General features: G+C 67.9%; 24 protein-coding genes and 1 pseudogene. 14 read left to right on the forward strand and 11 right to left on the reverse strand.

Annotated features, from left to right (window positions below; all coding sequences use genetic code 11):
- Positions 1-2 precede the first annotated feature (2 nt).
- The 8 genes from ACIQM0_RS01655 to ACIQM0_RS01690 all read left to right on the forward strand — a co-directional run bounded on the left by ACIQM0_RS01655 (position 3) and on the right by ACIQM0_RS01690 (position 8,525).
- The gene (locus tag ACIQM0_RS01655; protein WP_401282358.1) at positions 3-1,313 is read left to right on the forward strand and encodes a hypothetical protein; all 1,311 of its coding nucleotides are present in this window, start codon (positions 3-5) and stop codon (positions 1,311-1,313) included.
- Complete coding sequence (locus ACIQM0_RS01660; RefSeq protein WP_401282361.1) at positions 1,294-2,925, forward strand: hypothetical protein; 1,632 nt, start codon at positions 1,294-1,296, stop codon at positions 2,923-2,925. Before ACIQM0_RS01655 ends, ACIQM0_RS01660 begins: the two co-directional genes overlap by 20 nt.
- A gap of 6 nt (positions 2,926-2,931) precedes the next feature.
- Complete coding sequence (locus tag ACIQM0_RS01665) at positions 2,932-4,458, forward strand: SCO6880 family protein (protein WP_401282364.1); 1,527 nt, start codon at positions 2,932-2,934, stop codon at positions 4,456-4,458.
- Entirely contained in the window at positions 4,455-5,891 is a 1,437-nt protein-coding gene (locus tag ACIQM0_RS01670) for an ATP/GTP-binding protein (RefSeq protein ID WP_401282367.1), read from the forward strand. Before ACIQM0_RS01665 ends, ACIQM0_RS01670 begins: the two co-directional genes overlap by 4 nt.
- A 62-nt stretch (positions 5,892-5,953) precedes the next feature.
- Positions 5,954-6,274: a DUF6238 family protein gene (locus tag ACIQM0_RS01675; RefSeq protein ID WP_401282370.1), complete on the forward strand. Its 321-nt coding sequence runs from the start codon at positions 5,954-5,956 to the stop codon at positions 6,272-6,274.
- Complete coding sequence (locus tag ACIQM0_RS01680) at positions 6,274-6,537, forward strand: hypothetical protein (RefSeq protein WP_401282373.1); 264 nt, start codon at positions 6,274-6,276, stop codon at positions 6,535-6,537. Before ACIQM0_RS01675 ends, ACIQM0_RS01680 begins: the two co-directional genes overlap by 1 nt.
- 39 nt (positions 6,538-6,576) lie before the next feature.
- Positions 6,577-8,025: a type IV secretory system conjugative DNA transfer family protein gene (locus ACIQM0_RS01685; RefSeq protein WP_401282375.1), complete on the forward strand. Its 1,449-nt coding sequence runs from the start codon at positions 6,577-6,579 to the stop codon at positions 8,023-8,025.
- Positions 8,022-8,525 carry a hypothetical protein gene (locus ACIQM0_RS01690; RefSeq protein WP_401282378.1) on the forward strand — a complete coding sequence of 168 codons (504 nt, stop codon included), beginning with the start codon at positions 8,022-8,024 and terminating at the stop codon, positions 8,523-8,525. Before ACIQM0_RS01685 ends, ACIQM0_RS01690 begins: the two co-directional genes overlap by 4 nt.
- 650 nt (positions 8,526-9,175) lie before the next feature.
- Here ACIQM0_RS01690 and ACIQM0_RS01695 read toward each other — a convergent pair.
- The 5 genes from ACIQM0_RS01695 to ACIQM0_RS01715 all read right to left on the reverse strand — a co-directional run bounded on the left by ACIQM0_RS01695 (position 9,176) and on the right by ACIQM0_RS01715 (position 13,397).
- Positions 9,176-9,622, reverse strand: coding sequence for an NUDIX domain-containing protein (locus tag ACIQM0_RS01695; protein ID WP_103759879.1), 447 nt, complete (start codon positions 9,620-9,622; stop codon positions 9,176-9,178).
- Positions 9,619-10,269, reverse strand: a complete 651-nt coding sequence (gene tmk, locus ACIQM0_RS01700; protein WP_401283362.1) for a dTMP kinase — start codon at positions 10,267-10,269, stop codon at positions 9,619-9,621. The genes ACIQM0_RS01695 and tmk overlap by 4 nt, the downstream gene beginning before the upstream one ends.
- Positions 10,269-11,750, reverse strand: a complete 1,482-nt coding sequence (locus ACIQM0_RS01705; RefSeq protein ID WP_401282381.1) for a B12-binding domain-containing radical SAM protein — start codon at positions 11,748-11,750, stop codon at positions 10,269-10,271. Before ACIQM0_RS01705 ends, tmk begins: the two co-directional genes overlap by 1 nt.
- Positions 11,751-11,822: 72 nt before the next feature.
- Positions 11,823-12,602 carry a hypothetical protein gene (locus tag ACIQM0_RS01710; RefSeq protein WP_401282384.1) on the reverse strand — a complete coding sequence of 260 codons (780 nt, stop codon included), beginning with the start codon at positions 12,600-12,602 and terminating at the stop codon, positions 11,823-11,825.
- Positions 12,603-12,716: 114 nt separating this feature from the next.
- Complete coding sequence (locus tag ACIQM0_RS01715; protein WP_401282387.1) at positions 12,717-13,397, reverse strand: hypothetical protein; 681 nt, start codon at positions 13,395-13,397, stop codon at positions 12,717-12,719.
- Between the two features lie 187 nt (positions 13,398-13,584).
- On the opposite strand from ACIQM0_RS01715, the gene ACIQM0_RS01720 reads away from it, so the two are divergent.
- Positions 13,585-14,013: an NUDIX hydrolase gene (locus ACIQM0_RS01720; protein ID WP_351002226.1), complete on the forward strand. Its 429-nt coding sequence runs from the start codon at positions 13,585-13,587 to the stop codon at positions 14,011-14,013.
- Here the strand turns inward: ACIQM0_RS01720 and ACIQM0_RS01725 are convergent.
- From ACIQM0_RS01725 to ACIQM0_RS01740, 4 genes are all read right to left on the reverse strand, one after another.
- Positions 14,008-15,750 carry a hypothetical protein gene (locus tag ACIQM0_RS01725; protein ID WP_401282390.1) on the reverse strand — a complete coding sequence of 581 codons (1,743 nt, stop codon included), beginning with the start codon at positions 15,748-15,750 and terminating at the stop codon, positions 14,008-14,010. The genes ACIQM0_RS01720 and ACIQM0_RS01725 overlap by 6 nt on opposite strands.
- Before the next feature lie 123 nt (positions 15,751-15,873).
- On the reverse strand, positions 15,874-16,620 hold the full coding sequence (locus tag ACIQM0_RS01730; protein ID WP_365019804.1) for a hypothetical protein: 747 nt from the start codon (positions 16,618-16,620) through the stop codon (positions 15,874-15,876).
- The gene (locus ACIQM0_RS01735) at positions 16,598-17,104 is read right to left on the reverse strand and encodes a hypothetical protein (RefSeq protein ID WP_351002222.1); all 507 of its coding nucleotides are present in this window, start codon (positions 17,102-17,104) and stop codon (positions 16,598-16,600) included. The genes ACIQM0_RS01730 and ACIQM0_RS01735 overlap by 23 nt, the downstream gene beginning before the upstream one ends.
- Positions 17,105-17,229: 125 nt before the next feature.
- Positions 17,230-17,772, reverse strand: coding sequence for a hypothetical protein (locus ACIQM0_RS01740; protein ID WP_351002220.1), 543 nt, complete (start codon positions 17,770-17,772; stop codon positions 17,230-17,232).
- A gap of 47 nt (positions 17,773-17,819) precedes the next feature.
- Here ACIQM0_RS01740 and ACIQM0_RS01745 point away from each other — a divergent pair, with 47 nt between their 5' ends.
- From ACIQM0_RS01745 to ACIQM0_RS01765, 5 genes are all read left to right on the forward strand, one after another.
- Positions 17,820-18,119, forward strand: a complete 300-nt coding sequence (locus ACIQM0_RS01745) for a hypothetical protein (protein WP_365019806.1) — start codon at positions 17,820-17,822, stop codon at positions 18,117-18,119.
- 780 nt (positions 18,120-18,899) lie between these two features.
- Positions 18,900-19,895 (forward strand): hypothetical protein, encoded by a 996-nt coding sequence (locus tag ACIQM0_RS01750; RefSeq protein ID WP_401282395.1) that lies wholly within the window; start codon positions 18,900-18,902, stop codon positions 19,893-19,895.
- Between the two features lie 20 nt (positions 19,896-19,915).
- On the forward strand, positions 19,916-20,464 hold the full coding sequence (locus ACIQM0_RS01755) for a GNAT family N-acetyltransferase (protein WP_397812250.1): 549 nt from the start codon (positions 19,916-19,918) through the stop codon (positions 20,462-20,464).
- A gap of 224 nt (positions 20,465-20,688) precedes the next feature.
- Positions 20,689-21,084, forward strand: coding sequence for a hypothetical protein (locus ACIQM0_RS01760; protein WP_401282399.1), 396 nt, complete (start codon positions 20,689-20,691; stop codon positions 21,082-21,084).
- Between the two features lie 95 nt (positions 21,085-21,179).
- Positions 21,180-21,725 (forward strand): hypothetical protein, encoded by a 546-nt coding sequence (locus tag ACIQM0_RS01765; protein ID WP_401282402.1) that lies wholly within the window; start codon positions 21,180-21,182, stop codon positions 21,723-21,725.
- Positions 21,726-21,754: 29 nt separating this feature from the next.
- On the opposite strand, the gene ACIQM0_RS01770 is transcribed toward ACIQM0_RS01765, so the two are convergent.
- Together ACIQM0_RS01770 and ACIQM0_RS01775 are read right to left on the reverse strand one after the other, a co-directional pair.
- A complete protein-coding gene (locus ACIQM0_RS01770) occupies positions 21,755-22,075 on the reverse strand; it encodes a hypothetical protein (protein ID WP_401282404.1) in 321 nt (106 codons plus the stop codon).
- 135 nt (positions 22,076-22,210) lie between these two features.
- Positions 22,211-22,591: pseudogene (locus tag ACIQM0_RS01775) on the reverse strand (tyrosine-type recombinase/integrase); the annotation flags it as partial.
- Positions 22,592-23,240 lie beyond the last annotated feature (649 nt).

Here is a 23,240-nt window from a genome sequence, read left to right on the forward strand (position 1 = left end):
CCATGGCTTCACGATCCCGGAGGAACGTTTCCTCTTCAAAGGCCAGCGGGGCGCGCCGCTCGTCGGCCAAGCTCTGGGGCATCGCGGCCAGCGGTGCGGCAGTGGTCACCGCGGCCGGGGTGGTCGTCAGCATGTCGACGGGCACCCCTCCCGCCACGGCTCCCTCCGCGTCAGCACCGGCCCACTCGGCTCCGCAGGCGAACGGCGAAGGCGTGCGCGAGCTGCACGGCGTCCCGGTCGGCTACCCGCACACTCGATCCGGCGCCAAGGCGGCAGCGGCCAACTACACGACGGTCAGCGGGAGCCCGCAGTTCCTCACGGACAAGGACGCGCGGCACCGTGCGGTGGCAGTTATGGCAGCCAAGGGCTCGGCTGATGCGGCGGTGAAGAAGGCCGACCACGCTGCCGAGGAAGCGGTCGGCTCCCTGCGGGGCGACACCTCCAAGGTCTCCGTCAAGAAGACCGTCGCGCGTACCGGTGTCCTCTCGGCGCATGTCCTGGGCTTCGACACCCACGGGGCGATGGTGCGGCTGTGGACGACGACGGTTCGCGGCAGCACGGCCGGGCACGCGACACCGAAGACGGGCTTCCAGTCGGTGACGGTCACCCTCACCTGGGAGTCCGACGACTGGAAGCTGAAGGACAGTTCGGCCTCGACGGGACTGGTCGCTCCGATTGACGTGCGGCAGGCATCCAACGTACCGGGCGACTTCTCGGACTACGTCCCGGCCGCTGCAGAAGACCCCGTGCTGAGCGGCGCCGAAGACCGAAGTGGATTCCCAGCACCGTACGGACATAACGAGCACGGCGCTCGTACCGCCGCCGTCAGCGCCACCATGCTCTACGGCGACCCCCGGTTCTTCACCCATGAGGACTGGCGGCACCGGATGCTGGCGGCTACCGCCGCGTCGAGCGTGCTGCGCTCGGTCACCGAGGAGACCGACTCGACAGCTCGCCTGGTCATGGAGAACCGCGGGGTCGGCGCGGACGGGACGACCGGCGACGGCAGCGAGCTGATCACGCGGACCGCGGCGCTCGCCACCCGCTCGATCTCCTACTCCGACCAGGCCGCGAGCATCGAGTTGTGGGCGGCGTCCGTGGGCGGCGTCGCCGGGAACGACGAGACGCAGCGCCCGCAGGTCGCCTTCCTGCGAATGACCGTGGACCTCGTCTGGGAGGACGGCACCTGGAAGACGACGGCCGTTACGCCGTCCGAACCGCTCGTTCCGTCGCCGCCGGCCATGCAGGAAGCCGACCCGGCCGACAGCTTCGCGGACGTGGGAGGTGCCAGCAATGCGCCTGCGACTGCGTGATGACGCCCCCGGCCTGCTGACCATCGAGCGGGGAACCCCAGGCCGCTGGCGCCGCCGTCTCCAGGCGGTGGCCATGATCAACGTAATCATCGGGTCCGTTTTCGTGCCCTCGGCGGTGGCCAACCCCTTTTGCTACATACCGATGGTCTGCGAGGCGAAGGCGGCCATCGACTTCGTCAAGGACCCGTTGGGATTCCTGCTCCAGAAGCTGACCGAGGCCAACATCTGGTTCTTGCGCAAGATGCTGGAGCTGATCCAGAACACCACGAAGATCGACCTGACGAGCACCGGCTTCCTGAAGCAGTACGCGATCATCTTCGCGGCCTCCAGCCTGCTCACTGTGGCTCTCTGGTTGATCGCCGTGGCCAAACGGGCGGTCCGCGGAGTCGCCCTGACCACCGCCGTGTCCGAGGCGATCGGCTTCCTTCTCCTCCAGTTCGTGGTCAACGCCATGACGCCGGGCGCAATCGCACTGCTGATGAAGGCCATTGACGAAGTCACGGCCATCTTCGAGCCGTACGCGACATCGAATTTCAAGCCCTTCCTGGAGAACATCCTCAAGGTCATGGCAGCCAACCCCACCGAGGGCGTGGGACAGCTGCTGGTCGTCAACCTCATCATGATGTGCGGCGCCCTGCTGATGTGGATCGAGCTCCTGATCCGCAGCGCGGCCATCTACGTGGCCGTCGCGCTCGGGCCGATCGTCAACGCCGGGCTGGTCGACCGCGACCTGTGGGGCAAGTCTAAGAAGTGGTTCGGGGCCATCTTCGCCATCGGCCTGAGTAAGCCGATCTTGTTCGCTCTGCTGGGCCTCGGCGGCGCGATCCTCAGCGACACCTCGGGGAGCATGTCCGACTCGGTCTCCAAGACCCTGGTCGGCGCGTTGATCCTCCTGCTTGCCGTCTTCGCGTCCGCCACGCTCTACAAGTGGGTGCCCGCCTTCGGCGACGAGATGGCCAGCCTCCACCACGACCGGAAGAGTGCACAGTCCTCCGGCCCGGCCGCCGCGGTCGACGGCCCCGCCCAGCACGCCAACAGGGCGATGGGCGCTCGTGTCCAGGACTCCTTGGTCGGCGGCTCCAAGACCGCTGGCGCCAAGACCGCTGGCGCCAAGATGGGCGGCGGAACTGCTGTGGCCGGACCGGTCGCGGCCGGGCTCGCCGTTGCCAAGGCCGGCGTCGACATGGCGAAGAACAAGGCCGCCAGTTCCCCGGGCGCGCAGGGCACCGACGCCGCAGGCGGCGGCAATCCCGAACAGCCCGAAGGCCAGCAGGGCGGCGACGAAGCCGCCGGTACGTCCGGTGCACCGGACGCCGCTCGTCCCCAGGGAGCGACCTCCGACCCGGTCGTCAGCTCTTCTCCGGACTGGTCCTCGGCCGGTGGCCACGCCTCGGCCGGACGCGCACCGGAAGCCAACGGGGCACCGAGCACAGCACAGTCGCCATCCCCGCCGTCAACCGGCACGGGAACCTCGGGCCCGACACCACCCGCCTCCCCCTCCTCCGCATCAGGAACCACCTCGGGCACCGGGCCCTCCGTCACGCCCCCGCCGCCGTCGCGGCCCTCGGGCGGCCAGGCACCCGGACGACCGAACCCCAGCAAGGATCAGTGACCCTCCATGTCGACTCGTACGTATCAGTTCGGAAAGCACCGCCCCACAGGGCTGGTCGGCCGCCGAGACCTCGGCGAACAGGTCGTCCTCGGCGGCGGCGCCGTCACCGGCATCCTCTTCGGCTACCTCTTCAACGGCGTGACGGCCATCGCCGCAACGTGCCTGGTCCTGCCGATCCTGCTCGCCCTGGTCATCGTGTACGCCCCGTACCGGCCCAAGGGCACGTCCCAGCGGCGCACCCTCTACCGCTGGTGGCGGATCAACCGCTACCACCGCAAGGCGCTCCGCCGTACCGGCGGCGTATGGGTGTCCCCGGCTGTCGAGGCCGGCGTGCGTGCCAACGGCACGCCCCCGGACGCCGCACTTGTGGAGCCGGAAGGCGCCACGGGCATGACGTGGGTGCCGGTCACGGTCCGCGGTCAGCAGGCCGTGGTGGTCCTCCAGCCGGAGGCCGGGTGCGTCACAGCCACTCTGGAGATCGCCTCGCCCGGCCTCGGCGGCAAGGAAGTCGGTGAGCAGATCGTGGCCCTGGAGCGCTGGGGCGAACTCCTCGACGCCTTCGGGAACGTCGAAGAACACCCGGTGAAGCGCATCCAGGCCCTGGCCCGGCAGATGAAGTCGGACCCCTACGCCCACCAGCGCTACATCGCGCAGCGTGACGAGTCGGCCGCGACGACGGACGCCCCGCAGTGGCTGAAGGACTCGTACGACGTACTGGCCAACGCCGTTTCGACTTCTGCTGAGGAGCACCGCTACTACATCACCATCCACGCCCGGTTCACCCGCGACCTGGCGGCCGAGGGTGCCGCCCGCGGTACCGGTGACGAAGGAGTCGCCGCCGCCATGGCCGCGTACCTGGATGAGCTGTGGTCCCGCGCGGAGGACGCCGACCTCTCCGTGATCGCACCCCTGGACGAAGGACGGATGACCGCGTTCATCCGCAACTCCTACGACCCAGACCAAGCCATTTGGGACACCGACCTCCGACAGGCGCACGCCTTCCCCCGCAACGTCGACGTCCGCGACGGCGCCCACGTCGCCACTCGCGCGGCAGGTTCCACGGACAGCTGGTACCACGCCACGGCCGCCGTCGTCGGATGGCCCACGACCCCTGTCGGCCCCGACTTTCTCTCGCCGCTGCTGATCGGGATGCCCGATGTCATCCGCACCATCTCGATCACGCAGCAGCTCGAACCCAACGACAAGGCCGTGGAGCGAATGCTCGCGGAGGACACGAACAACCAGGCCGAGATCGACCGCGACCGTAAGCGCGGCAAGAACATCGACCCGCGCGACCAGATCGCCGCCAGCGCCACCGGATCGCGCGGCATGACCCTGGCCTCCTCCGGCGCGGCCGGCTCCGCCGTCGTCGGCTACATCACCATCTCCTCGCGCAGCGCCGAAGAGCTGGAGCGCACCAAGCGCACCACCGCCTCCCGTGCCCGCAACGCGCACCTGCGGATCGAATGGCTCGACCTCGAACACGCCCGCGCCTTCGCCACGACCCTGCCCCTCGCCGGAGGCATCAAGTGACAGACCTGCTCGACCTTGCCCCGCTGTCGCCGATGCACGAGACGGTGCGCCGTCCCCTCTACACCGAGACGACCACCAGCCAGGCCCTGTACCTTCCGATCGCCCCGCCGACCCTCGGCACGGCGGGCGCGATCATCGGCCGGGAGCTGTACTCGGGCAAGGCGTTCATCTACTGCCCGTTCTCGGCGTTCGGTGACGGCCTGCCCGGCGGCAACATGATCGTCATGGGGGACACGGGCCGGGGCAAGTCGGCCCTGACCAAGACATACGCGGCCCGGCAGATCCGCCTCGGGCGTCAGGTCGTCGTCCTCGACACCAAGGAGCAGAAGGAGCGCGAAGAAGGCGAGTGGGCCGCACTCGGCCGCTCGCTGACCGGCAAGGCCCCCGTGAAGTTCGCGCCCGGCGGCGGCCGTGGCGCCTCGTGCATCAACCCGATGGACCCGGCCATCGCGGGCAAGCGGCAAGTCGAGCTGGTGCGCACCATCGTTGAACTCGGCCTCGGCAAGGCCCTGGACGAGTTCGCCGGTTCTGCCCTGCGGATCGCGATCCGCAGGGCCCACCAGCGGGCGGGAGAACTCGGCCGCACCCCGGTCCTGGCCGACGTCTCCGCCGCGCTGCGGTCCCCGGAGGAGTCCGACGCGACGGCCAAGAAGCGTACGCGGGACGAACTTCTCGGTGACGGCCTGGAGGCGTCCTACGTCCTGGACCGGCTGTGCGGCAGCGAACAGGACGACACCGGCGACCTGACGGGCATGCTCGACGGCCCGACCAGCCTGGGCGTAGATCTCGACGCCGACATGATCGTGTTCGACCTGACCAAGGTCCCGTCCGGCGGCGTCGCCATGACCATCCTCGTCGCCGTCATCTCGGTCTTCCTCGAAGAGGTCTGGCTGCGCCCACTGTGCGAATGCGGGACGGAGCCGGGGCAGCACAACCGCGTCGTGGTCGACGCGAACTCCGGGGCCTGGGAGCTGGGGCCGAACCCCGGCTCCGGCTGCCGCCGCTACACGCAGCGCAAGCGCATCCTCGTCTGCGAGGAAGCCTGGCACATCCTCGGAACCCCCCAACTCGCCTCGTTGCTTGAGAAGTTCCTGAAATTCGCGCGGGGATACGGGCTGAGCTGCATCTTCATCGTCCATCACCTGTCCGACATTGACGACAGCCCAGAGACCCAAGCGGCGTTGAAGATGGCCGACACCATCGTGATCTACAGCCAGAAGAAGGCGGAGGCGGAAGCGACGGTGGCCCGGCTGGGTCTGCCGTCCTGGACGGCCGAGCACATCATGCGCCTGCGCCGCGGAATCGCGCTGTGGAAGGTCGGCGAGGTGATCTACCCCGGCGTCCAGCACCTCTTGGTGGAGGCCGAGCAGCACCTGTGCTTCTCCTCCGGGTCGATGACCGACCTGACCAGCACCTCCCCGGACGCCGAATGAGCGGATACCGCCGCCCCTCGACCGCCGACCCCTTCCACGCAGACTCGGAACGAGCCCTCGCCATGACCGTGACCACTGACCACACCACGCTTCCCGCCGACGAGCGCGCGGTGCGGCAGGAGATCGACCAGCTGCACGCCGAAGCGCTCGACCTCGCACGGCGTATGAAGGAACTGGCCCTCGTGCTGGATCACGGCGACTACTCCGCCGCTGGAGGACGCGTACGTACGGCCGGCGCCCACATCTGGCGAGCCGCCGAGGATTTGCACAGCGCCTTCCACACCGCGCCCAGGCGCTGTGCCGGGCCCGATGCGTCAATGTCGCGGCTGTGCGGCCGGCGGATGCGCTACCTGGCGGCCCGCGTCGCCCGGAGGGCCGAGTAATGGACATCATGCCCGGCGGGATCTCCCTGGCCCTGTACGCCGTGACGGCCGTGTGCGCGGTGGCCCTGGTGACGCTCTGGTTCCTGCTGAACCGCGGACGGCGCAACGCCGGATTCGCGAGCAAGGCACAGCTCAAGCGCCAGATGTCGGCCAAAGCAGTCTTGAAGGCCACCGAGATCCGGCCCTCCCTCACCAGCGACGACGGCCACCCCAGCCGCGCAGCCGGGGTGAGCTTCGCGAAGAACCGCCCCGCCGCTCGTTGACCCTCTCTCCTCGTCGCCCACTTCGCTCCGGAGTACGTCATGCACAACCCCCTCGATACTCACGATTTCGGCTACTCGCTGGGCACCTCGCAGCGCCCGAAGGGCGTCGATCTCTGGTCCCGCGCCGACAAGGCATGCCGGGTCATCGGCCCGATGGGCAGCGGAAAAACGATGAGGTTCTTCGCCCCGCTCGTCCGCAACTGGGCCGGGCCCGTCCTGGCCACCTCGACCAAGCCGGATCTGGTCGAACTGACCCTCGACGCGAGGCAGCGGGACGGCCGCCCCGTCGCGGTCTTCGACCCGCAGAACATCGCTCCCAGCCTCCCCCGCTTCCGGTGGACGCCGATCAACGGCGCAGCCGACACAGAGGTGGCGATGATGCGCGGGAAGGCGTTCGTCGCGGGCTCACGCACCCCCAACGGCGCAGCACAGTCCAGCGAGGGCAGCGCCTTCTACAAGGGGCAGGCTTCCAAGATCCTCGCTGCTATCTTCCACGCCGCCGCTCTCGACGGCGCCTCCCTCGACTGGGTGCTGCGGTGGGCCCGCAAGCTGACCGACCCGGCACCGCTCGGCATCCTCAACGCTCATCCGGGCGCCGGCCCCGGCTGGGCGGACATGCTCCGCACGGCCACCACCGGCGACAGCCGCACCGTCGGCAACACCGCTTCGACCCTCGACGCGGCTCTCGAACCCTTCATGCACCAGTCGGTGATCAACGCCCTTCAGGGAGACCGAGAGAACCCCACGGATTTCGGCGCTTTCCTCGACGCCGGGGGCACCCTCTACCTCCTCGGCAAGGACTCGGAGGTGAACAGCGTCGCGCCGCTGACCACCGCGATAGCCGAAGACCTTCTGGATCTCGCGGAAGGGCACGCCCTCGCCTCCCCGGCCGGGCGGCTCGACCCCGCTCTCCTCGCGGCCCTGGACGAGGCGCCGAACATTGCGCCGATCCCCTCCCTGCGCCAACGCGTCGCCGACGGCCAGGGCCGTGGCATCACGGTCGTCTACGGCCTCCAGGCGTGGGCGTCTGCGCGTGCCCGCTTCGGCGAGGACACCGCCAAGGAGCTGGCGGCCTTCACCAACAACGTCGTCGTCCTGCCCGGGGACAAGGACCCCGACTTCCTGAAGGACATGTCCGACCTGTGCGGTCAGGTCGAGCGAGAGCGCACGACGAAGACCACGTCCGGTGGGGACCGCGGCGGCCACTCGACGGCCACGCACATGGCGCTCGAACCCGTCCTTCGAGGAGACGAGATCAGGGGCCTGCCCGCGGGGCACGCTCTGGTCCTCGCGGACAACCTCCCGCCGATCGTCACCCGGCTCGACGGCATGTGGACCTGGGATTCCTGGGCCGAGATCGAGGGTCACGTCCGTGACCTTCGAGCCGCCAATGAAGCCGAGCGGAACCGGCGGGCCACCGAGAAGAGGAACCAGGCCAAGGCCCACGCGGTGGCGTGGGCCGGCCGTGCAGGAGCGACTGCCGCATGATCGAGACCCTGACCCGCTTCGGGCCCTTTCCCGAGCCGCCCCCACTGATCCTGGAGTACATCGCGGAGCGGAGCACGGAGGCGTCCGTGGCTGCCGACGGTCCCGTCCCGTGGGACATCGGCGCCCTGTCAGCAGAGCTGATCAAGCCCATGCCCGCGTGGCTCGATTCCGTGTGCCGCTGGCTGAACCGGACGTACGCCTGGCAGCCGCAGGACGTCATCCCGCCGTGCTGGGCGAAGCACGAGTGCCTGGCATACGAGATCGCGGCCCTGGCCTTCGCCCGGGGAGACGCGTATACGGAAGCGGGCTCGTCCGTGATCTGGCACGAACAGTACGACCGCTTCCTCACCCGCATGAACAAGACATTGGGCAAGGCAGGCGACGAATGCCGCGTCGGCAGGCACGACGACCGTCCGGCGCGTTTCCAGCTCGCGGCCTGGCCCACGGCCACGGGCGAGGAGACGGGATCTGCGGGACGAGTCGAGGAGATGGCCGGATGATGACGGACCCGAACATGGTCTTCTCGACGGACCCCCATCATGGGCTGGTGGCGCGAAGCGGCTGGGAGCAGGAGGAAGCCCGGACCGTGCTTCGTGATCTCGGTTGGGAGTGGGCAGAGGACCTGCACGCCCTCGTCCCACCGAACGACGTGCCGGAAGTCGACGCCGGCCTTCAGGCAGTGGAGGAACTGCACCTGCACGGGCACCGAACCGGATATGCCGTGGGGCCTTACGGCACGATGCGATTGACCCTGGGTCGCGCGGAGCAGGTGTTCACGAATGTCACCGCTCGGGAATCTGCTGCGACCGAGCCGGGCCGAGCACTGGCAGAACCTCGGTCGACCTACGGTGATGCGGCGGCCCTAGAAAGGGCTGAGACCACCACGATTACCTCCGAGCCATCCGGCGTTCTAGCACGGGCTCCCAACGGGCCAGTTCTGTCATACCTGCACCGCTGCATCGAGCGCCTGGGCTCTGGGTTCTGGGCCCCGTGCTCCTTCCTTCTCGTCGTTGGTAAGAATGGGCGACCGGGCCCCGGGCCAGGCGCCGGCCTTACTGGTCGCGTGCGTGGCCCGAGGCTGGTGAGTGCGGACTCTCGGCTGCGGCAAAGATCGTGGGGCGCGCTGGCGGATTCAGCCGGCCAGCATCGGCTACTCCCACCCGTGCTCGGTGAGCGCTCCGTCACCTTCCAGGTAGGCGAGGAGCCCCTTCTCCGGGTACTCGATGATGTCCTCGGGCAGTTCGTGGACGCTGAACCACTCCAGCCCGAGGCACTTCTCTGGTTCCCGGTTAACGGGCTCTCCGCTCCACTGGGTGGCTTCGAAGAAGAAGCCGATTCTTTCGACTTCAGCGCTCTGCCGGTGGTGCACGACGTGCACCATCCGCAGGTGCGCGGGGTCGACCGTCACGCCGGTCTCCTCCTGCAGTTCGCGGGCAGCCCCGACGCGCAAGGGCTCGCCCTGGTCGAGCTTGCCCGAGGGCATGTGCCATCGGCCGTAGCCGTAGGGTCCGCCGCGCTGGGAGAACAGCAGTTTGTCGCCTGCGCGCAGGATGACGTGAGTGTCGATGACGGGTTCTGCGAGTAGTTCCGGTGTCATGGTCCCTGGGATGTTGTCGTCGTCGGTGAGCCCGTCGACGCTATCGAGGAACCGGACACGGCGTCGGCGATTGTGGCCGCAACCTCCGATGGGGTGGCTTCGCCGGTATTCACCACGAGCACCTTCACGTTGGCCGTCATCAGGGTCTGGGCTGCCGCTTCGTAGAGGACGACCTCGCGGCGGGGCGCGGTCGGATCGCGGTGGAATCGGTTGTGCGGGCCGCGCGCGGCAATCCGTGCGGCAATGAGACCAGGGCCCGCTGTCAGGATGACCGCCAGGTCCGGCATCAGTACGTTCGCGTTCAGGTCCAGCAGGAACTTCAGCGGTACACCGTCGAGCTGCTGCATGACGAGCGTCGAGGCGAGATACCGGTCTGTGATGACGGTGTCGCCTGCAGCCAGTCGGGGCCTGATCTCGTGCTCGACGTGCTCGTACCGGTCGGCCGCGACCAGGCAGGCCAGGGCATGCCCCCGGATGTGACTGAAGTGCGCGCTGATGAAGCTGCCGAGCTCACTGGTGGTGGGCTCCACGGTCCGGTGCACGGGAACGCCCTGGCCGGCCAGCTCGGCGTGCAGCGCCGCAATAGTGGTGGACTTTCCGACCCCGCTGGGGCCGTCGACCGTGATGAACGCCCCGTGTCCCGTCATCACGCTGCAGCTCCTTCCGTAGCCTGGTTGCGCTGGTGCTGCTCGCGGGTGAGCGTGGCGAGGGTGGAGCGGACCCGGGCCAGGGGGACATCGCCGAACTGAATGTCCACCGAGAAGTTGAACTCGTCGCGTTGGCGCATGGTCTCGTCGGCGCCGTCGCTGGTGAGGTCGACGTCCCCGTAGGCCAGCAGAGCGTCAGGGCTATGGCCGGCGTCTGTGAGGGTCGTCCAGATGGGAGTGCCGGGATAGGGCCGGAACTCGAACACGCTGGCGCGTATGTCTCCCGGGCTGTTGTCGGCCAAGGCCCAGAGATTTCGGATGTGGCGGACAGTCGCCTCGATGTCATCGTGGGACTCGCCGGGGAAGCCGAGGATGAAGTAGCCCTTCACGCCGATGCCGTGCTTGACCAGGCGGTGGGCGACGCGTTCGGTCATCTCGGCGTCGATCCGCTTGTCCATGGCCTCGAGGATGCGGTCGCTGCCGGACTCGATGCCGAGAGCGACTTCACGCAGGCCGTTCTGGACCAAGCGGTCGAGCTCGCTGTCGCTGAGCCGGTTCAGGACATTGATTCGACCGGTGGCGTCCCACACGTAGCGCTCGCCGATCCGTTTCTGGGTGAAGGCGGCCATCTGTTCGTCGATAACCCGGCCCGCGCCGAGGAACAGGTCGTCGACGAAGCGGAAGGCCGTCACGCCGTACTCGGCGTGCAGCTGGTCGAGCTCGCCGATGATGTTCTCGGGAGAGCGCACGCGGATGCTGAGGTCCGGGTTGGCGCTGACCGCGGCGCCGCAGAAGGTGCAGTTGTACGGGCAGCCGCGGCTACCGACGATGTTTGCCTCCCTATGGCCGGTACGGGCGGCGTTCTTCAGCAGGTCCGTGCCGCGGTTCCGGGCCAGGCGGCGGTCCGTCTCCGTCGGCGCGGCCTGGTAGGGGTCCTGCGGGAGGAAGGCGCGGTTCACATACGGCAGGGCGTTGATGTCCGGGCCGAGTATCTGCGGGTTCGGCTTCCCAGACGGGATGCCGGCGGCCCGGGTGCCGAGCAGCGGGTCACGCCAGAGCACGCCGGGCAGTTCACGGCGGCGCTGCTCGTCCTCCAGGAGCGCCGCGACGCGAAGCTCCCCCTCGCCGAGTACGAGGGCCCGTAGGTTGGCCATGCGGGGGTCGGCCAGGATGCGGTCGGGCATGGCCTTGGCGTGGTGTCCGCCGACCATCAGGGCGATGTCGGGGGCGAGGTGGGCCGCGATGCGTGCGGACATCTCGTAGGTGGGGGCGAGCAGGTTCATGGCCGCCCACCGGGGCCGGGCCGCGTTGACGAGTTCGGCGGTCTCGACGATGCCCAGCCCGTGCGCCTCCGCGTCGAGCACCGCCACGTTGAAGCCGGCCCGCTGGGAGTACGTGGCGATGTACGCCATGCCCAGCACCGGCAGGGTGTAGTCGTTCGTGCGGGCGCGCTGGCCGTAGTCGCGCAGCGGCGCGTTCACGAAGATGGCATCGAGGGCGCGTGTCGGGTCAGCGCCGGAAAGAAGGGGTAACGGCTGCATCGATCCTCCAGTTCAGCGGGCATGGGAGCCCCAGGTGAGCGTGGAAAGGGTCAGGGTGTGCAGGGCAGTGCGGTCAGAGCCGGCCATGCCGGTCCACATCGGGCCGAACGCCTTGTCCTTCTTGTCCGGCCAGTCATGAGTGGGCGCGATCTGCGCGGCCCAGGTGCGCACGGCGAGGTCGTCGTGCGGGTAGATGCTGAAGTCGCCGGTGAAGTCCGTTGCGGCTGCCGCTGCGGTCCACGGGCCGATTCGGGGAATAGTGGTGAGCGCGGCCGCGAGATCCTGCGCGTTCAGAGTGAGCCAGTCGGCGGCGTGCTTTTCGTAGTGCTCAGCGGCCGCTCGCAGCGCGCTGCGGTGGAACTTCGCTCCGATGGTCTCGAACTGCTCGTCCTGCAGCGCGAGGACTTCCTTGGGTGTGGGAGCGGTGGCGACGGCGGTTCCGTAGGCCTTGCACCATGCCCGGTAGAGCTTGCGGGCCTGCCCGGCGCGGACCACCTGGCGCAGAATCGCCGTGGTGATCGCATCCCAGAGCCACGGGTTGGCGAGGCGCTGGGAGACGCCAAGCGCGTCGAGGCCGACCCTGAGGCTGGCTTCGACGGTCTCAGGAAGGCACGCGGGATCAGTGGTAACGAACCTTGGCTTCACGTCCTCGGTTCCTTCCACACAGACCGTGTGCAGGCCGTTTCGATCCCACGACAGGACCCAGATGCCGGTCGCGGAGCGTACGGCTCGCGCGCGGCCACCGGCCTCGGTCTCGACCCAGGCGGGGTGATCGGTCGTCAGGACGGTCATGGTGGTGCTCCTCGTGTTGTGCGGTTGTTGCGCCGTAGCCTCTCGCGTCACGCGCAATCGGTGTGCGCGGCTGCGGAAAGCCGAGCGGTATCGCTTAGGGCCAGGGCCTCCGGCCTACTCGCTACGGGTCAGTTCGACGGCGTCAGGGATACCGAGGTCGATCATGGTTTTGGTATTGGTGACTACACCCACCGCGTGGTGGCGGGCGTAGTCGGCGAGAGCGAGGGCCAGCTTCGGCTCCGAGGCCGTGTCCCGTACGGATGCGGTCAGGTAGCGCAGTAGCTCGGGAGTGAGCCGGGCGCGCCCCTGGAGCAGGCGAAGGCTGTCTGGCCCATGCTCGTCAACCAGTAGCGCAGCGTGGACTGGATCAGGCTTCTCGACCAGCGCCGCCATGGTGCGATCCGGTCCTGTGCCGGCGCAGATAATCACCCCGTGGCTGCTGGCACCTTGCAGGGTGAACGGTCCCGCGAGAACTGCCGGGGCGCCCCGGGGCGCGGTGGCCATGAGTTCGGAGAGGGCTGTGTGGCTGGGGTCGACGTTGTCAGCGAAGGCCAGACAGATGTCCCCGGTGTTCAGGTGTTCGGCACCGTTCAGCGCGGAGGTGATGTCGGCGTAGCGGCCGTGCTGGGCAATGAAGTCGACCTGCATGAGGTCGGTCAGCGGGCGATGGCCGCCAGGCTGGTGCGCGAGCTGTCGGTATCGGGCCTGGGCGCCGGGGGCGAGGACCTGCCGGGTCCATTCGATGAGCGGGGCGTAGTAGGGGTGGTGCACAACTACGGCGCGATCAGCCCCCATCGTGGCTGCCTCCTCGAGCACGTGAAGTAGGCCGGGGCGCCCCTGGACCGGGCGGAGTTCCTTGGGCAGGAACGGGGACCAGTCTGCTACGCGGGTGCCGAGTCCTCCGGCTGCGACGACAACCGCAGTGGGCCGCTCATTCATCGGTGTTCCCCCTTGCTGAGTGGGTGGGCGCTACGGTCTGGGGATGCATACACGTGTGACGGGCGTCGTCATCGAGGACGGCGCGCTCCTGCTTCTCGACCAGGACACGGACAGCAAGCGGTCGTGGAGCCTGCCGGGAGGCAAGGTCGAGAACGGCGAGACTCTGGCCGAGGCCCTGGTTCGCGAGATGCGAGAGGAAACCGGCGTCGAGGTCGAGGTCGGGCGCTTGCTGTACCTGTGCGACAACGTCAAGGCTCATGTCGTTCACGTCACCTTCGAGGCCCGGCGGATCGGCGGGCAGATCGGGGCCGTCACCGAGGGCGCGGATACACGCCCGATCCGGCAGGTCGCGTTCGTCAAGCTCGACGACCTGCCCGGCTTGGGTTTCAGCGAGACGTTCGTGAAGCTCTGTCAGGAGAACTTTCCTGGGGCCGGCTCGTACATGGGCCCCAAGTCCGCGATCGGCCTATGAGCTCGGCTCGGCCGCCGTCAGTGCGGTGACCAAACGACGGTCCAGTTCGCCCAGTGAGCGGGCTGGACCGGCGAGGTCATCAATCCAGCCGTTGAGGCGGTGCGCCAGCTCCCAGGCGCCGAGCCCGGTCGCCTGAGTGGTGTCGGGGTCGCGGACAAGGCGGATACCGACGCCGCGCGAGGAGCCCAGCAGATACCGCGACCGCTCAGCCTGGATCGCCACCCTGGTGCCCGGGGTGTTCCATGCCGCACCGAACAGGAAGCGCTGCTCGGGACGCTCCGCGCCCTGGGCGGGGCCGTCGCTGCACCAGACCTGGAGGTTCCCCACCAGGTGGTGGACCTGACCGGCACCGAGGCCTGGCTCGACGACACAGGATGCGTCCCCTATCGCGTAGTCGCAGTTGCGCGCCGGCGGCGCTCCGAGACTGGCTTCCAGCGCTTCTGCTCGTGTGGGCAGACGTGCCCCCGACCATGCGGCCATGACAGCTGCTCCCACCCACGTGACCCAGTACGCCGGGTGCGCCTCGAAGCCAGGACTCACCCCCCATCGCCGCTCCTTGGCATCGAAGTGCAACCGGCCGCCACGTTCGTGCGGCATCGGGCACAGCAGGAGGTTCGTGCCGCACTGGGTATTCGGCATTCCGGCTACGTGCAGCATGGTCAGGAGGTCGGCCATTTCACTGTTGGTGACCAGCGTGTTCCGCCAGGACACACCAGCCATCGGGCAGTAGCCGAGCAGCGGTACCTTCTGCCCGGCTGCGGCTGGCCGCCCGGCCCGGCGCGGGCGTGCGACTGGTTCGTGCAACTCGTACAGGTCGTCTCCGGCCAGCCATCCGGCAGCAGTCGCGGTGACCTGCGGATCGAGTGTCTGCGCAGCGCGACCAAGGGTGTCGTTGGCGTGTTCGCTCACCAGTTCCGCTGTACGACAGTCCAGGCCGGCGATGAGTTCGCTCTTGTGCCTGTTGGTGGCAAATGTGGAGTCAGCGGCGATGGGGCTGCTGGGCCGCGGCTGCACCTTGGCCGGCAGGTCGACGTTCAGCAGGGCAGCGATTGGGCCCAGAGTCCCCGTGGGGTCCGTGACGTGCTGCTCGTACGAAACGATGGTGTGGGCGCGTCCCTTGAGGGCGCGGGCCAGCAGCAGCGCGTTCACAGCCATCAGACGCCCCAGCGCGACGGGTTCCTCGGGGTCGTCCTGCGGCAGCAGCAGTTCGAACTCGTCGCGCCACCGCGCAGAGCGTGCGGTCACTGCGACCTGGGCGTACCGCTCGCCGTAGCCCCAGCGCTTCCAGAGGCGTCCGCGGGCAAAACTGGAGGCCACCCCGACCGGAGCACGAGTGAGGACCAGCACGGGAGAGTACGGCAAGAGCGTGAGCGTGGTGTCCGTGGAGAAGAAGAGGTTCGTCTCCTTGACCAGGTGTCGCGGATGCCCATAGAGATCGCTCAGTGCACAGGCCAGGTGGTGCTGCTCCAGCTCACCGAGCCAGGCGCCCCCCGTCAGTTCGAGCGGAACGCGGTTGTGCGGGGACGTCGGGTGCTTTCTGCTGAGCTGCTGACGGAACGGTTCGTTGTGCTGGGGCATTTCTGCGCGCAACGAGTCGGACAACCAGTTCGACCCGACGCGCTCGAAGGTACCCAGGGCCAGCACTGGCGCCGTCGTGTGCGCCAGGCTCTCAGCTTCGTTCTGTCCGTAGAGCGCGGCCACCCGCCTGGCAAGGACCGTGAGATCAGCTGTGAGCATTCATTCTCCAGGTGACTCGAAAATGCCAAGAGCTACATGGGCTTGATGGAGGCTGCGGTGACGACGAGAACAACGGCGATCAGGAACACCGCTAGTTGGCACACGCGCCGGAACATGGGCTACTCAGCCTGCGTCCGTGCTCGCGTCTGCGATTTCGAACCCTGCGGACGTCGTCTCGGCAGCCAGCTTGTGGAGGTCGACGGGGGTCACGCCTTCGAGCTGGACAAGCTCGCGGGCGGCGTTGATCCACGCGTATTCCTTGTGGCCGAACGGCCGCTCGATCAGCCGTTTGCCGGGGCCGAGCTTCGGTGCGAGCGTTGACGGATCGTGCAGGACACCGGCTACACCCCACGGTCGCGCGTCCTTGACCAGCGCGGCGGTCCACCCCTGCCGGATATGTGAGCACGCTTCGACGGACTCAAGTGCGCACGGGAGACAGACGGGGGGTGAGTCTGTCGTTTCCCCATCCAATATGACGTGACCAGGGTTGAGAGCACGCATGAGGAACAGGTGCCGTTCGCCCCAGGACTTCCAGTGCTCGTCAAACGTGCTGTTGCCGCAGACCTGGCACAGCAGGTGGGCCATCGCCTGGCGTTGCCGCATCGGGTGCACACCGGCGAGCGCTGGAGTCCCCTTCCCGCGCGCGACTGCTCGACGCACCCACAGGGCACCGTGCCGCCGGTCTGCGACTTCCAGCTCGTCGGTGTAACTGATGCCCCACACCCCGCGGTAGGAGGCGCGGATCATCTGGGTGCGGAGGACCGTTTCATGGCTCCACGTGGCAATGAACGGGACGTGCAGGCCGCTCCAGTTGTACTGAACCCGGTCCCGGGCCAGAAGCACGCCGTCAGCCGTTGCTGGCATGTTCACGGTTCCTTCCGGGTGTCAGCTGTCCGTAGGCGATGAAGGCGCGCCGGTCGTGCAACCAGTGCAGGAAGCGCTCGTAGGCGTCGTCGGCGGTGGGCATGGCCTGGCGGCTGGTCGTCAGAATGCCGTCCACGAAGCCGGCTCCCGCGTGGCGGCAGGCCCGGTTGAACTCGGGCCGTATGTCGGTCGGCGTCGGGCCGCCGGGTGTTTGGTCGGTGAAGCGTTCGCGGTGCACACGCCAGTTCCGGCCCTCGGCGAACTCACCGAGGAGAGCGTGCTCGGCATCGACGTCGACGCCGGGCCCGGCCAGCACGTACGTGGAGACCCTGATGGGACGGTGCGGTGCGATCGTGGAGACGGCGCTCTCGAAGAAGCTGCGTCGCAGGGCTGCGAGTCTGCTGCCGGCACTCAACCGTCGACGCGGTACCTCGCGGTCGTAGTACGGCCAGTCGTCGTCGATCTCGTCGGCGGGGACGATCTCCAGCACAGCATCCTCCGGTGCAGCTCTGCACAGGGTGGGCCCCGGTGTCGGAGCCGTTTCGGGAACCGGCACCAGGGCGGGGGGGCCGTGCTCGCCCACGTCCGGGGGGACGGCGTCGGCGAGCACGGAGTTCAGGGGGTCAATCCGAGTTGCGCCGCGAGGGCGGCGTGCGGTGTTGGCTCGGGGCGGCACGCGTCGAGGGCGTTCCGGAGGGGCTGGACAGGCACAAGGCGGTCGCTCGCGGACGGACGGAGCCAGTACGGCCCCGGGGGCGCGGCGCGGTTCAGGGAAGGCAGGGTGATCGTGTGGGGTGCACCGAGGCATACGGCGTACTCGTGGGGCTCCCAACGGGCGGAGGAACCGGGCGGAACCAGCCAGTACAGCCACTCGGCCTCGGGGTCCTCGATGACCGGCCCACAGCCGTTCTGCTGCTCGTCCATGCGCGAAACGACCTCGCTGGCCTGCGGGCTGAAGCTGGTGATGACGACATCGAACAGGTTGCCGCCGAGACGCACGCGCGCATCGCGTCTGGCCTCGACCGCCAGGAGCGTCCGGATCACGTCGGCGAGGTCCGCCATGTCGGCGGCCGGCTCGCGAGCCGGTGCGCTGGACTCGACCAGGTGCTGCATCATCTCGACGGCGATCTGGGCCGGCGGCGCGGTCGAGGTAATCACGGCTGTACCGGGCCCGGGATGAGGCGTGCACGGACAGCCTTGCCACCGTGCTCGCGCAGGTGCCAGGAAAGAGCACCGCCGAGACGGCGCACGGTCCAGAGGCCGCAGCCGATCTCGCCAGCCTGAGCTTGCTCAAAGTGACGGAACTCGGGGATCGGGTCTTCGACATCGATCAGAAGGGCGTGATCTTCCGTGACGGCGAGCCGGAGGCGCAGGAGCTGCTCGTCATGCTGCGGGCCCGGATCGGCATGCGTGACGGCATTGCCGATGAGGATGCCGACGACCTGCGTGGCGGACTCACGGTTCCCCGGCCATCGGAGCATCGCCAGCCGGGTCCGGGCGTGTAAACGCGCCAGCTGCGCGGCACTGGATTCGAGCTGAAACACCCTGCCCCACTGGCGATCGACTGGGGAGCCCGGCAAGGAATCCGACGAAGGCGTCGCCCGCCTGCCGAGCGGTAAGCAGTGATCCGCCGCACCGTCCGGGTGCGCTGGCGGCCGTGCGGTCTCGATGGACACAGGGACTCCCTGATTACGCGAATGGTTCGTACCGGCACTGTCAGCAAGGGCAAGTACGAGCCTGACGACGCTCACCTTCCAGACCTAGCCCCGTCTCTCCCTCGGAACGCGCACGCAGGTTGACGCCGAACCTCGTACTTTCCTCGGACTTACCTCGGTGCCGATAAGTACGTTGGTTCCAGGGCAACTTGTTGGGGGCGAGGCTCTACCGTCGACGCCAGTGACATGCAAAACGTGTAGGAGATGAGGGAGACCATGCCAACGCTGCTCCGGTACCTGCTTGACCAGCGTGAGCTCCGCGACCTCGCAGCGTTTCTGCCCTACTTCAAGAAGGCTGCGCGCGAGCTGGCGGAGTTCGAAGGGAACCCAGCCATCGCGACTCTCGCCCCGGCGAAGGCGACCTTCGAGGGCTGGTACTACGGCACCCGCAGACCCCAGCGGGAGGCCCGGAGGGTGTTGGTGCGCCTCCTGGGCTACAGCATCGACCAGCTGTGGACTGAAGTTGAGGCTGGCACGGTGCCGGAGCTTCCCTCACTGTTCAGCACGTCACGCGCAGAAGGTCCGGTCGAACCCGGCTTGGCCGTGCACGAGATGAAAAGGACGGGCGTAATGGCAGCACGACGCGCAATGGATTTCGCCCTGGGTGCGGAACGCAACCAGGTCGGCGACGAAGCTCTCGGCTTCCTCCAGGACGAGGTCGCCCGGATCGTGGAGCTGTACCCCCGCATCTCTCTGTCGGAGATCTGGGAGGACCTGGCCAACGCCCAGGAGGACACGTTCCGGATCCTCGAAGGTGGACGAGCCCGCCCGTCCCAGCTCAGGGACCTGCACTTCATGGCCACGGTGCTCACCTTCCTGATGGCGAAGGGCTCCCATGACATGGGCGAGTCCAAGGTCGCCCTGCAGCAGGCCCGCGTCGCCGCGTTCTGCGCGAAGGAGGCAGAGCACACGGGCCTGATGGCCGTGGTTGACGGGCTCAAGTCCCTCATCTCCTACTGGGCGGGCCGGCCCGACGACGCCCTGCACTACGCACGGCAGGGGGCGACCTACGCCCCCAACCAGAGGGGAACGGTCAGCGTCTGGCTCCCCGGACTCGAGGCCCGCGCCGCGGCGCTCCTCGGCGACGAAGGGGCCGTACGCGCAGCCAATCAGAGGGCGGAGTCGCTTCGCGAACTGGTGGTGCCCGATGACCTGGACGCGCTGGGTGGCCTGCTCACCTACCCGGAGCTGAAGCAGCTCTACTACGTAGTCGAGTCGGAGGTGCTTCTCGGTCACGGCGACGCCCAACTCGCAGGGCGCGCGGAGGAGGCAGTGCGCGGCTTCAGCGATCGTGAGCAGTCGCACTGGGCCTTCGGCGATCTCGCCGGCTCGCAGTGCAACTTGGCTCTCGTCCGGCTGTACGCCGAGGACCTGGACGGCGCGGCAGCGGCAATCCGGCCTGTCCTCGACCTGGCCCCGGGCATGAGGAACAACGGGATCGTCAGGTCCGCCGAGCGGGTGAGGAGTGCGCTCGGCCGCAACTCGATGAGCGCGACAGCGCTGGCAGGCGACCTGCGCACTGAGATCGGCATGTATGAGCCGTCTCGCCCTGCTCTGCCTCGGTAGGCGCGGGATACAGTCCCTGCATGTACCCGATCAGCCGTTCCAGCGAGCGCCTGGAACTTCGCGAACTCACCATCGATGACGTAGACGCGATTCTCGCGATCTACGGAGACCACGAGACGACGAAGCACATGTCGTTCGAGCCGCGGACGCGAGCGCAGGTAGGCCAGATCGTTGCTCGCTCCGTCGCCTCGGCCAGTGCGTCACCCCGTAGTGAGTACGCCCTCGCGATCGTCGAGAGTCACAGCGACGAACTGATCGGGTTCGGCCGCATAGCCACCGATCCTCACCAGCCCCGCGGCGCCACCTTCGGCTTCGCGCTGAACTCCAAGGTGTGGGGATTCGGATACGGCGTTGAGTCGGTGCGCCTCCTCCTCGGGCTCGGCTTCGAGGACCTGAACCTCCACCGCGTTTGGGGAGCACGATCGCCTCTGAACGAGGCGTCGGCAAGGACCATGGCGAAGGCGGGCATGGTGGAGGAGGGCATCATCCGGCAACACATCGAGAGAGCCGGAAAGTGGCGCGACTCGGTGGTGCACGCGATCGTCGAGGACGACTGGCCCACTGCGTAGCCACTCAGTTTGAATCGTCAGCGGCTGGCGCCGCCGTGTTGGACGCACGGCCATGGAGTGGCACGCTCGCGAAGTGGTCGCGCTTCGGGCGCCGAACTTCTCGCCCCCGGAGTTGTGGGCCGGCACCAGAACTGACCGCTCCTGGACCGGCTGAACGGCGAGTAGCCTGCGGGCTTCGGGCATACCTCCCCCGGCTCTGCAGGCGAGGCCGCAACACTGATCCGATGGCATACGACCTCTCGAAGGGTGCACCTGCACCCAAGCCCGAAGCGCAGGTCTTCAAGGGGTACGTCGCGACCGTGACGCTCCACCTGGATCGAGCCGATATCAAGCGCAAGCTCATGGGGAAGGTGTCCGGCGCCAAGGACTCCGTGATCCCCCTTGGCGACGTCATCAAGGTCCAGTCCAAGGTGCCGACCCGTCTCGTGAACGGGTACGTACAGCTCGACACCGAGGAGGACCGGGGACAGCTCAGGATCGCGACCGCCGAGGCTCAGAAGGCCATCGCGAACAACTCGCGGACCGTCCTCTTCACGTGGAACCAGCGGGAGACTTACGCCGCCTACCTGGCAGCGGTTACCGCTGGAGTCCAAGCCCAAGGCGGCAATCCGTTCGGATGAGCGGCGTGATGGCGTCGGTCAACCGGTGAGCCGACGCAGGAGCACTTGACGGGATCAGCCCCACGCAGGCTGGTCCCGTCGGCATGATGCTCACCATGGACGGATCGGTGTGGGTGGGCCTCGCAGGCACCTTGGTGGGCACCACGATCGGTGGTGGACTGTCGATCTGGGCCTCGGTGGGAACCCAGAACCGTCAGATGAAGGCAGCGCGAGACCTCCGTTTCGAGGAGAAGTCCGAAGCCTCTGCGAACGACGCGATCACTCAGCTCTACGTGATCAGGCAGCGGGCACGTGACTTCCCGCAGGATCGCGAAGGGTGGGACGCATGGCAAAGGGAGCTGGGTCGGCTCGCGGCAGAAATGGAGCCCGCCGTTCTTCGCCTCCGCGATGACGAGCTGCGTGGGCGGATCGAAGAGGTGCTCGGCTACATGGACATGATCTACGAGCTGACCGATTACCGCGTGCATGGCGGGTCACTGATGTTGCCGTCGGAGGTTTGTCGATACGGCCTCGACTGCCTAGGGGCGGCGGTCCGCGACCGGCCACTGCCCGCAGCCTCCTCGGCCATCCTCAAGGCCCGAGAGATTGACGCGTTCGTAGCAGACCAAACGAGGATGTCACGGCAGGAGGGGGAACGGTGAGATGGGCTATGGCGGACGCGGCGAACTCCTCACGGGAGAGGCTCAACGGATGGCTCGTTCAGCCCATCGTGCGCCTCCTGCACATACACATCACCTTGCCCGGCACAGGGGTAGGCAGAAACGCCATCCCGTCCATGCTGGCGACGGGGCTCGTCACTCGACGGCGACACCTTCCCTTCGGCCCGCGCTGACAACTCATCCCGTAGTTCGGTTACACGGTAGGCGGCGCCGTTAGACGTGCTGCGCGCCTTGGCGGCTTCGGCCCGTAGCTGCTTGGCTGCCTGTTCGTCCTTGTTCTGGGCTCGCTGAAAGCGTGCGGTCTTGTTCTCCTGCGGCAGGTCCGCTTCCATGAGCACGGCTTCGTGCTCACTGACCTTCCGACATTGCTTGATCGCGCCCCAGGTCAACGACGGTCGTAGCGGCCCAGAGGCAAGTTCCCACCGCCCGGGCGCCCACGCCAAGGTCACGAGGCCTGGGGACGAACATCAGACTGCGGCAGCACTCATCGCCCATTCAACGGCAGCCACGACCTCGTCGTCCGAAGCCTCCAGCAGGTGCCCGTACCGGTCGACCGTCGTCGTGATCGACTCGTGGCCGAGGCGGGCCTGAATCACGGGCAGCGGGACCTTGCCGGCTATGAGCCAGGAAGCGTGGGTGTGGCGAAGGTCGTGGATCCGCGGGCGCTTGGTGAGGCCGGCGGAGTTGGCCCCGTCCAGGGCGGGCTTCCAGCGGTGCGCGTGGAACACGCCGGAGTGCCACGCTCCCCCTTCGGGGGCGGTGAATATCAGGTCGGTCGGCTTCTTCCCCTGACATCGCCTCTGGAACAGCTTTACCTGCTCTGGCGTGAGCACGAGGGTGCGACGTGACTTCTTCGTCTTGGGGGCCGCCGAGGAACGTTCCGCCCTCGCCGCGCCTCTTCCAGGCCCGCTGCACGCGGAGCGTCGACCTCTTCCCCACCAGCGTGAAGTCGCGGGGCTGGAGCGCCGTGATCTCGCCCCAGCGGAGCCCGGTGCTCACCAGAGCATCGACGATGTCCAGAGCGTCCGCCCGTACATGCTGCCGAAGGACGGCGTACTCGTCGGGTTCAAGGAAGACCTCGTCGTCCTCCGTGTCGTTTCCCTTGGGCAGCCGGGTGTGCGCGCAGGGATTCGAGTCGCGCAGCGGCGGATCGGAGGTCACGGCCGACTCGAGAATGCTGAACAGCAGGCCGTGCAGGTTCGCGATCGTCTTCGCGGCATACGGTCGGCGTTCGGTTCCGGCAGGATGCAGCGGACCAGGCTTGCCACCTTGCAGGTCGAGGATCCACTGACTGATGTGGGCGCGGGTGAACCGCGGGCCCCGGTCGGAGACCGACAACTCCGCGAACCACGGAATCAGGTGGTTATCGATGAATCTGGTGTAGTTTGTACGCGTGTGGTCCGATATATCGGTGAGCAGACCTACGTAGGCGTGTGCATACACGGCGAACATCTCGGCATCAGGCACCGCCGGTTCGTCAGGCTTGACGAAGCCCTT

The sequence above is a fragment of the Streptomyces sp. NPDC091387 genome (assembly GCF_044756945.1).
Taxonomy (GTDB): Bacteria; Actinomycetota; Actinomycetes; order Streptomycetales; family Streptomycetaceae; genus Streptomyces.

Coding starts and splice junctions, on each gene's coding strand:
- ACIQM0_RS01655 (WP_401282358.1), top strand. CDS start 3: ATGGCTTCACGATCCCGGAGGAACGTTTCCTCTTCAAAGGCCAGCGGG.
- ACIQM0_RS01660 (WP_401282361.1), top strand. CDS start 1,294: ATGCGCCTGCGACTGCGTGATGACGCCCCCGGCCTGCTGACCATCGAG.
- ACIQM0_RS01665 (WP_401282364.1), top strand. CDS start 2,932: ATGTCGACTCGTACGTATCAGTTCGGAAAGCACCGCCCCACAGGGCTG.
- ACIQM0_RS01675 (WP_401282370.1), top strand. CDS start 5,954: ATGACCGTGACCACTGACCACACCACGCTTCCCGCCGACGAGCGCGCG.
- ACIQM0_RS01680 (WP_401282373.1), top strand. CDS start 6,274: ATGGACATCATGCCCGGCGGGATCTCCCTGGCCCTGTACGCCGTGACG.
- ACIQM0_RS01685 (WP_401282375.1), top strand. CDS start 6,577: ATGCACAACCCCCTCGATACTCACGATTTCGGCTACTCGCTGGGCACC.
- ACIQM0_RS01690 (WP_401282378.1), top strand. CDS start 8,022: ATGATCGAGACCCTGACCCGCTTCGGGCCCTTTCCCGAGCCGCCCCCA.
- ACIQM0_RS01695 (WP_103759879.1), bottom strand. CDS start 9,622: ATGACACCGGAACTACTCGCAGAACCCGTCATCGACACTCACGTCATC.
- tmk (WP_401283362.1), bottom strand. CDS start 10,269: ATGACGGGACACGGGGCGTTCATCACGGTCGACGGCCCCAGCGGGGTC.
- ACIQM0_RS01710 (WP_401282384.1), bottom strand. CDS start 12,602: ATGACCGTCCTGACGACCGATCACCCCGCCTGGGTCGAGACCGAGGCC.
- ACIQM0_RS01715 (WP_401282387.1), bottom strand. CDS start 13,397: ATGGGGGCTGATCGCGCCGTAGTTGTGCACCACCCCTACTACGCCCCG.
- ACIQM0_RS01720 (WP_351002226.1), top strand. CDS start 13,585: ATGCATACACGTGTGACGGGCGTCGTCATCGAGGACGGCGCGCTCCTG.
- ACIQM0_RS01725 (WP_401282390.1), bottom strand. CDS start 15,750: ATGCTCACAGCTGATCTCACGGTCCTTGCCAGGCGGGTGGCCGCGCTC.
- ACIQM0_RS01750 (WP_401282395.1), top strand. CDS start 18,900: ATGGCAGCACGACGCGCAATGGATTTCGCCCTGGGTGCGGAACGCAAC.
- ACIQM0_RS01755 (WP_397812250.1), top strand. CDS start 19,916: ATGTACCCGATCAGCCGTTCCAGCGAGCGCCTGGAACTTCGCGAACTC.
- ACIQM0_RS01760 (WP_401282399.1), top strand. CDS start 20,689: ATGGCATACGACCTCTCGAAGGGTGCACCTGCACCCAAGCCCGAAGCG.
- ACIQM0_RS01765 (WP_401282402.1), top strand. CDS start 21,180: ATGGACGGATCGGTGTGGGTGGGCCTCGCAGGCACCTTGGTGGGCACC.
- ACIQM0_RS01770 (WP_401282404.1), bottom strand. CDS start 22,075: ATGGAAGCGGACCTGCCGCAGGAGAACAAGACCGCACGCTTTCAGCGA.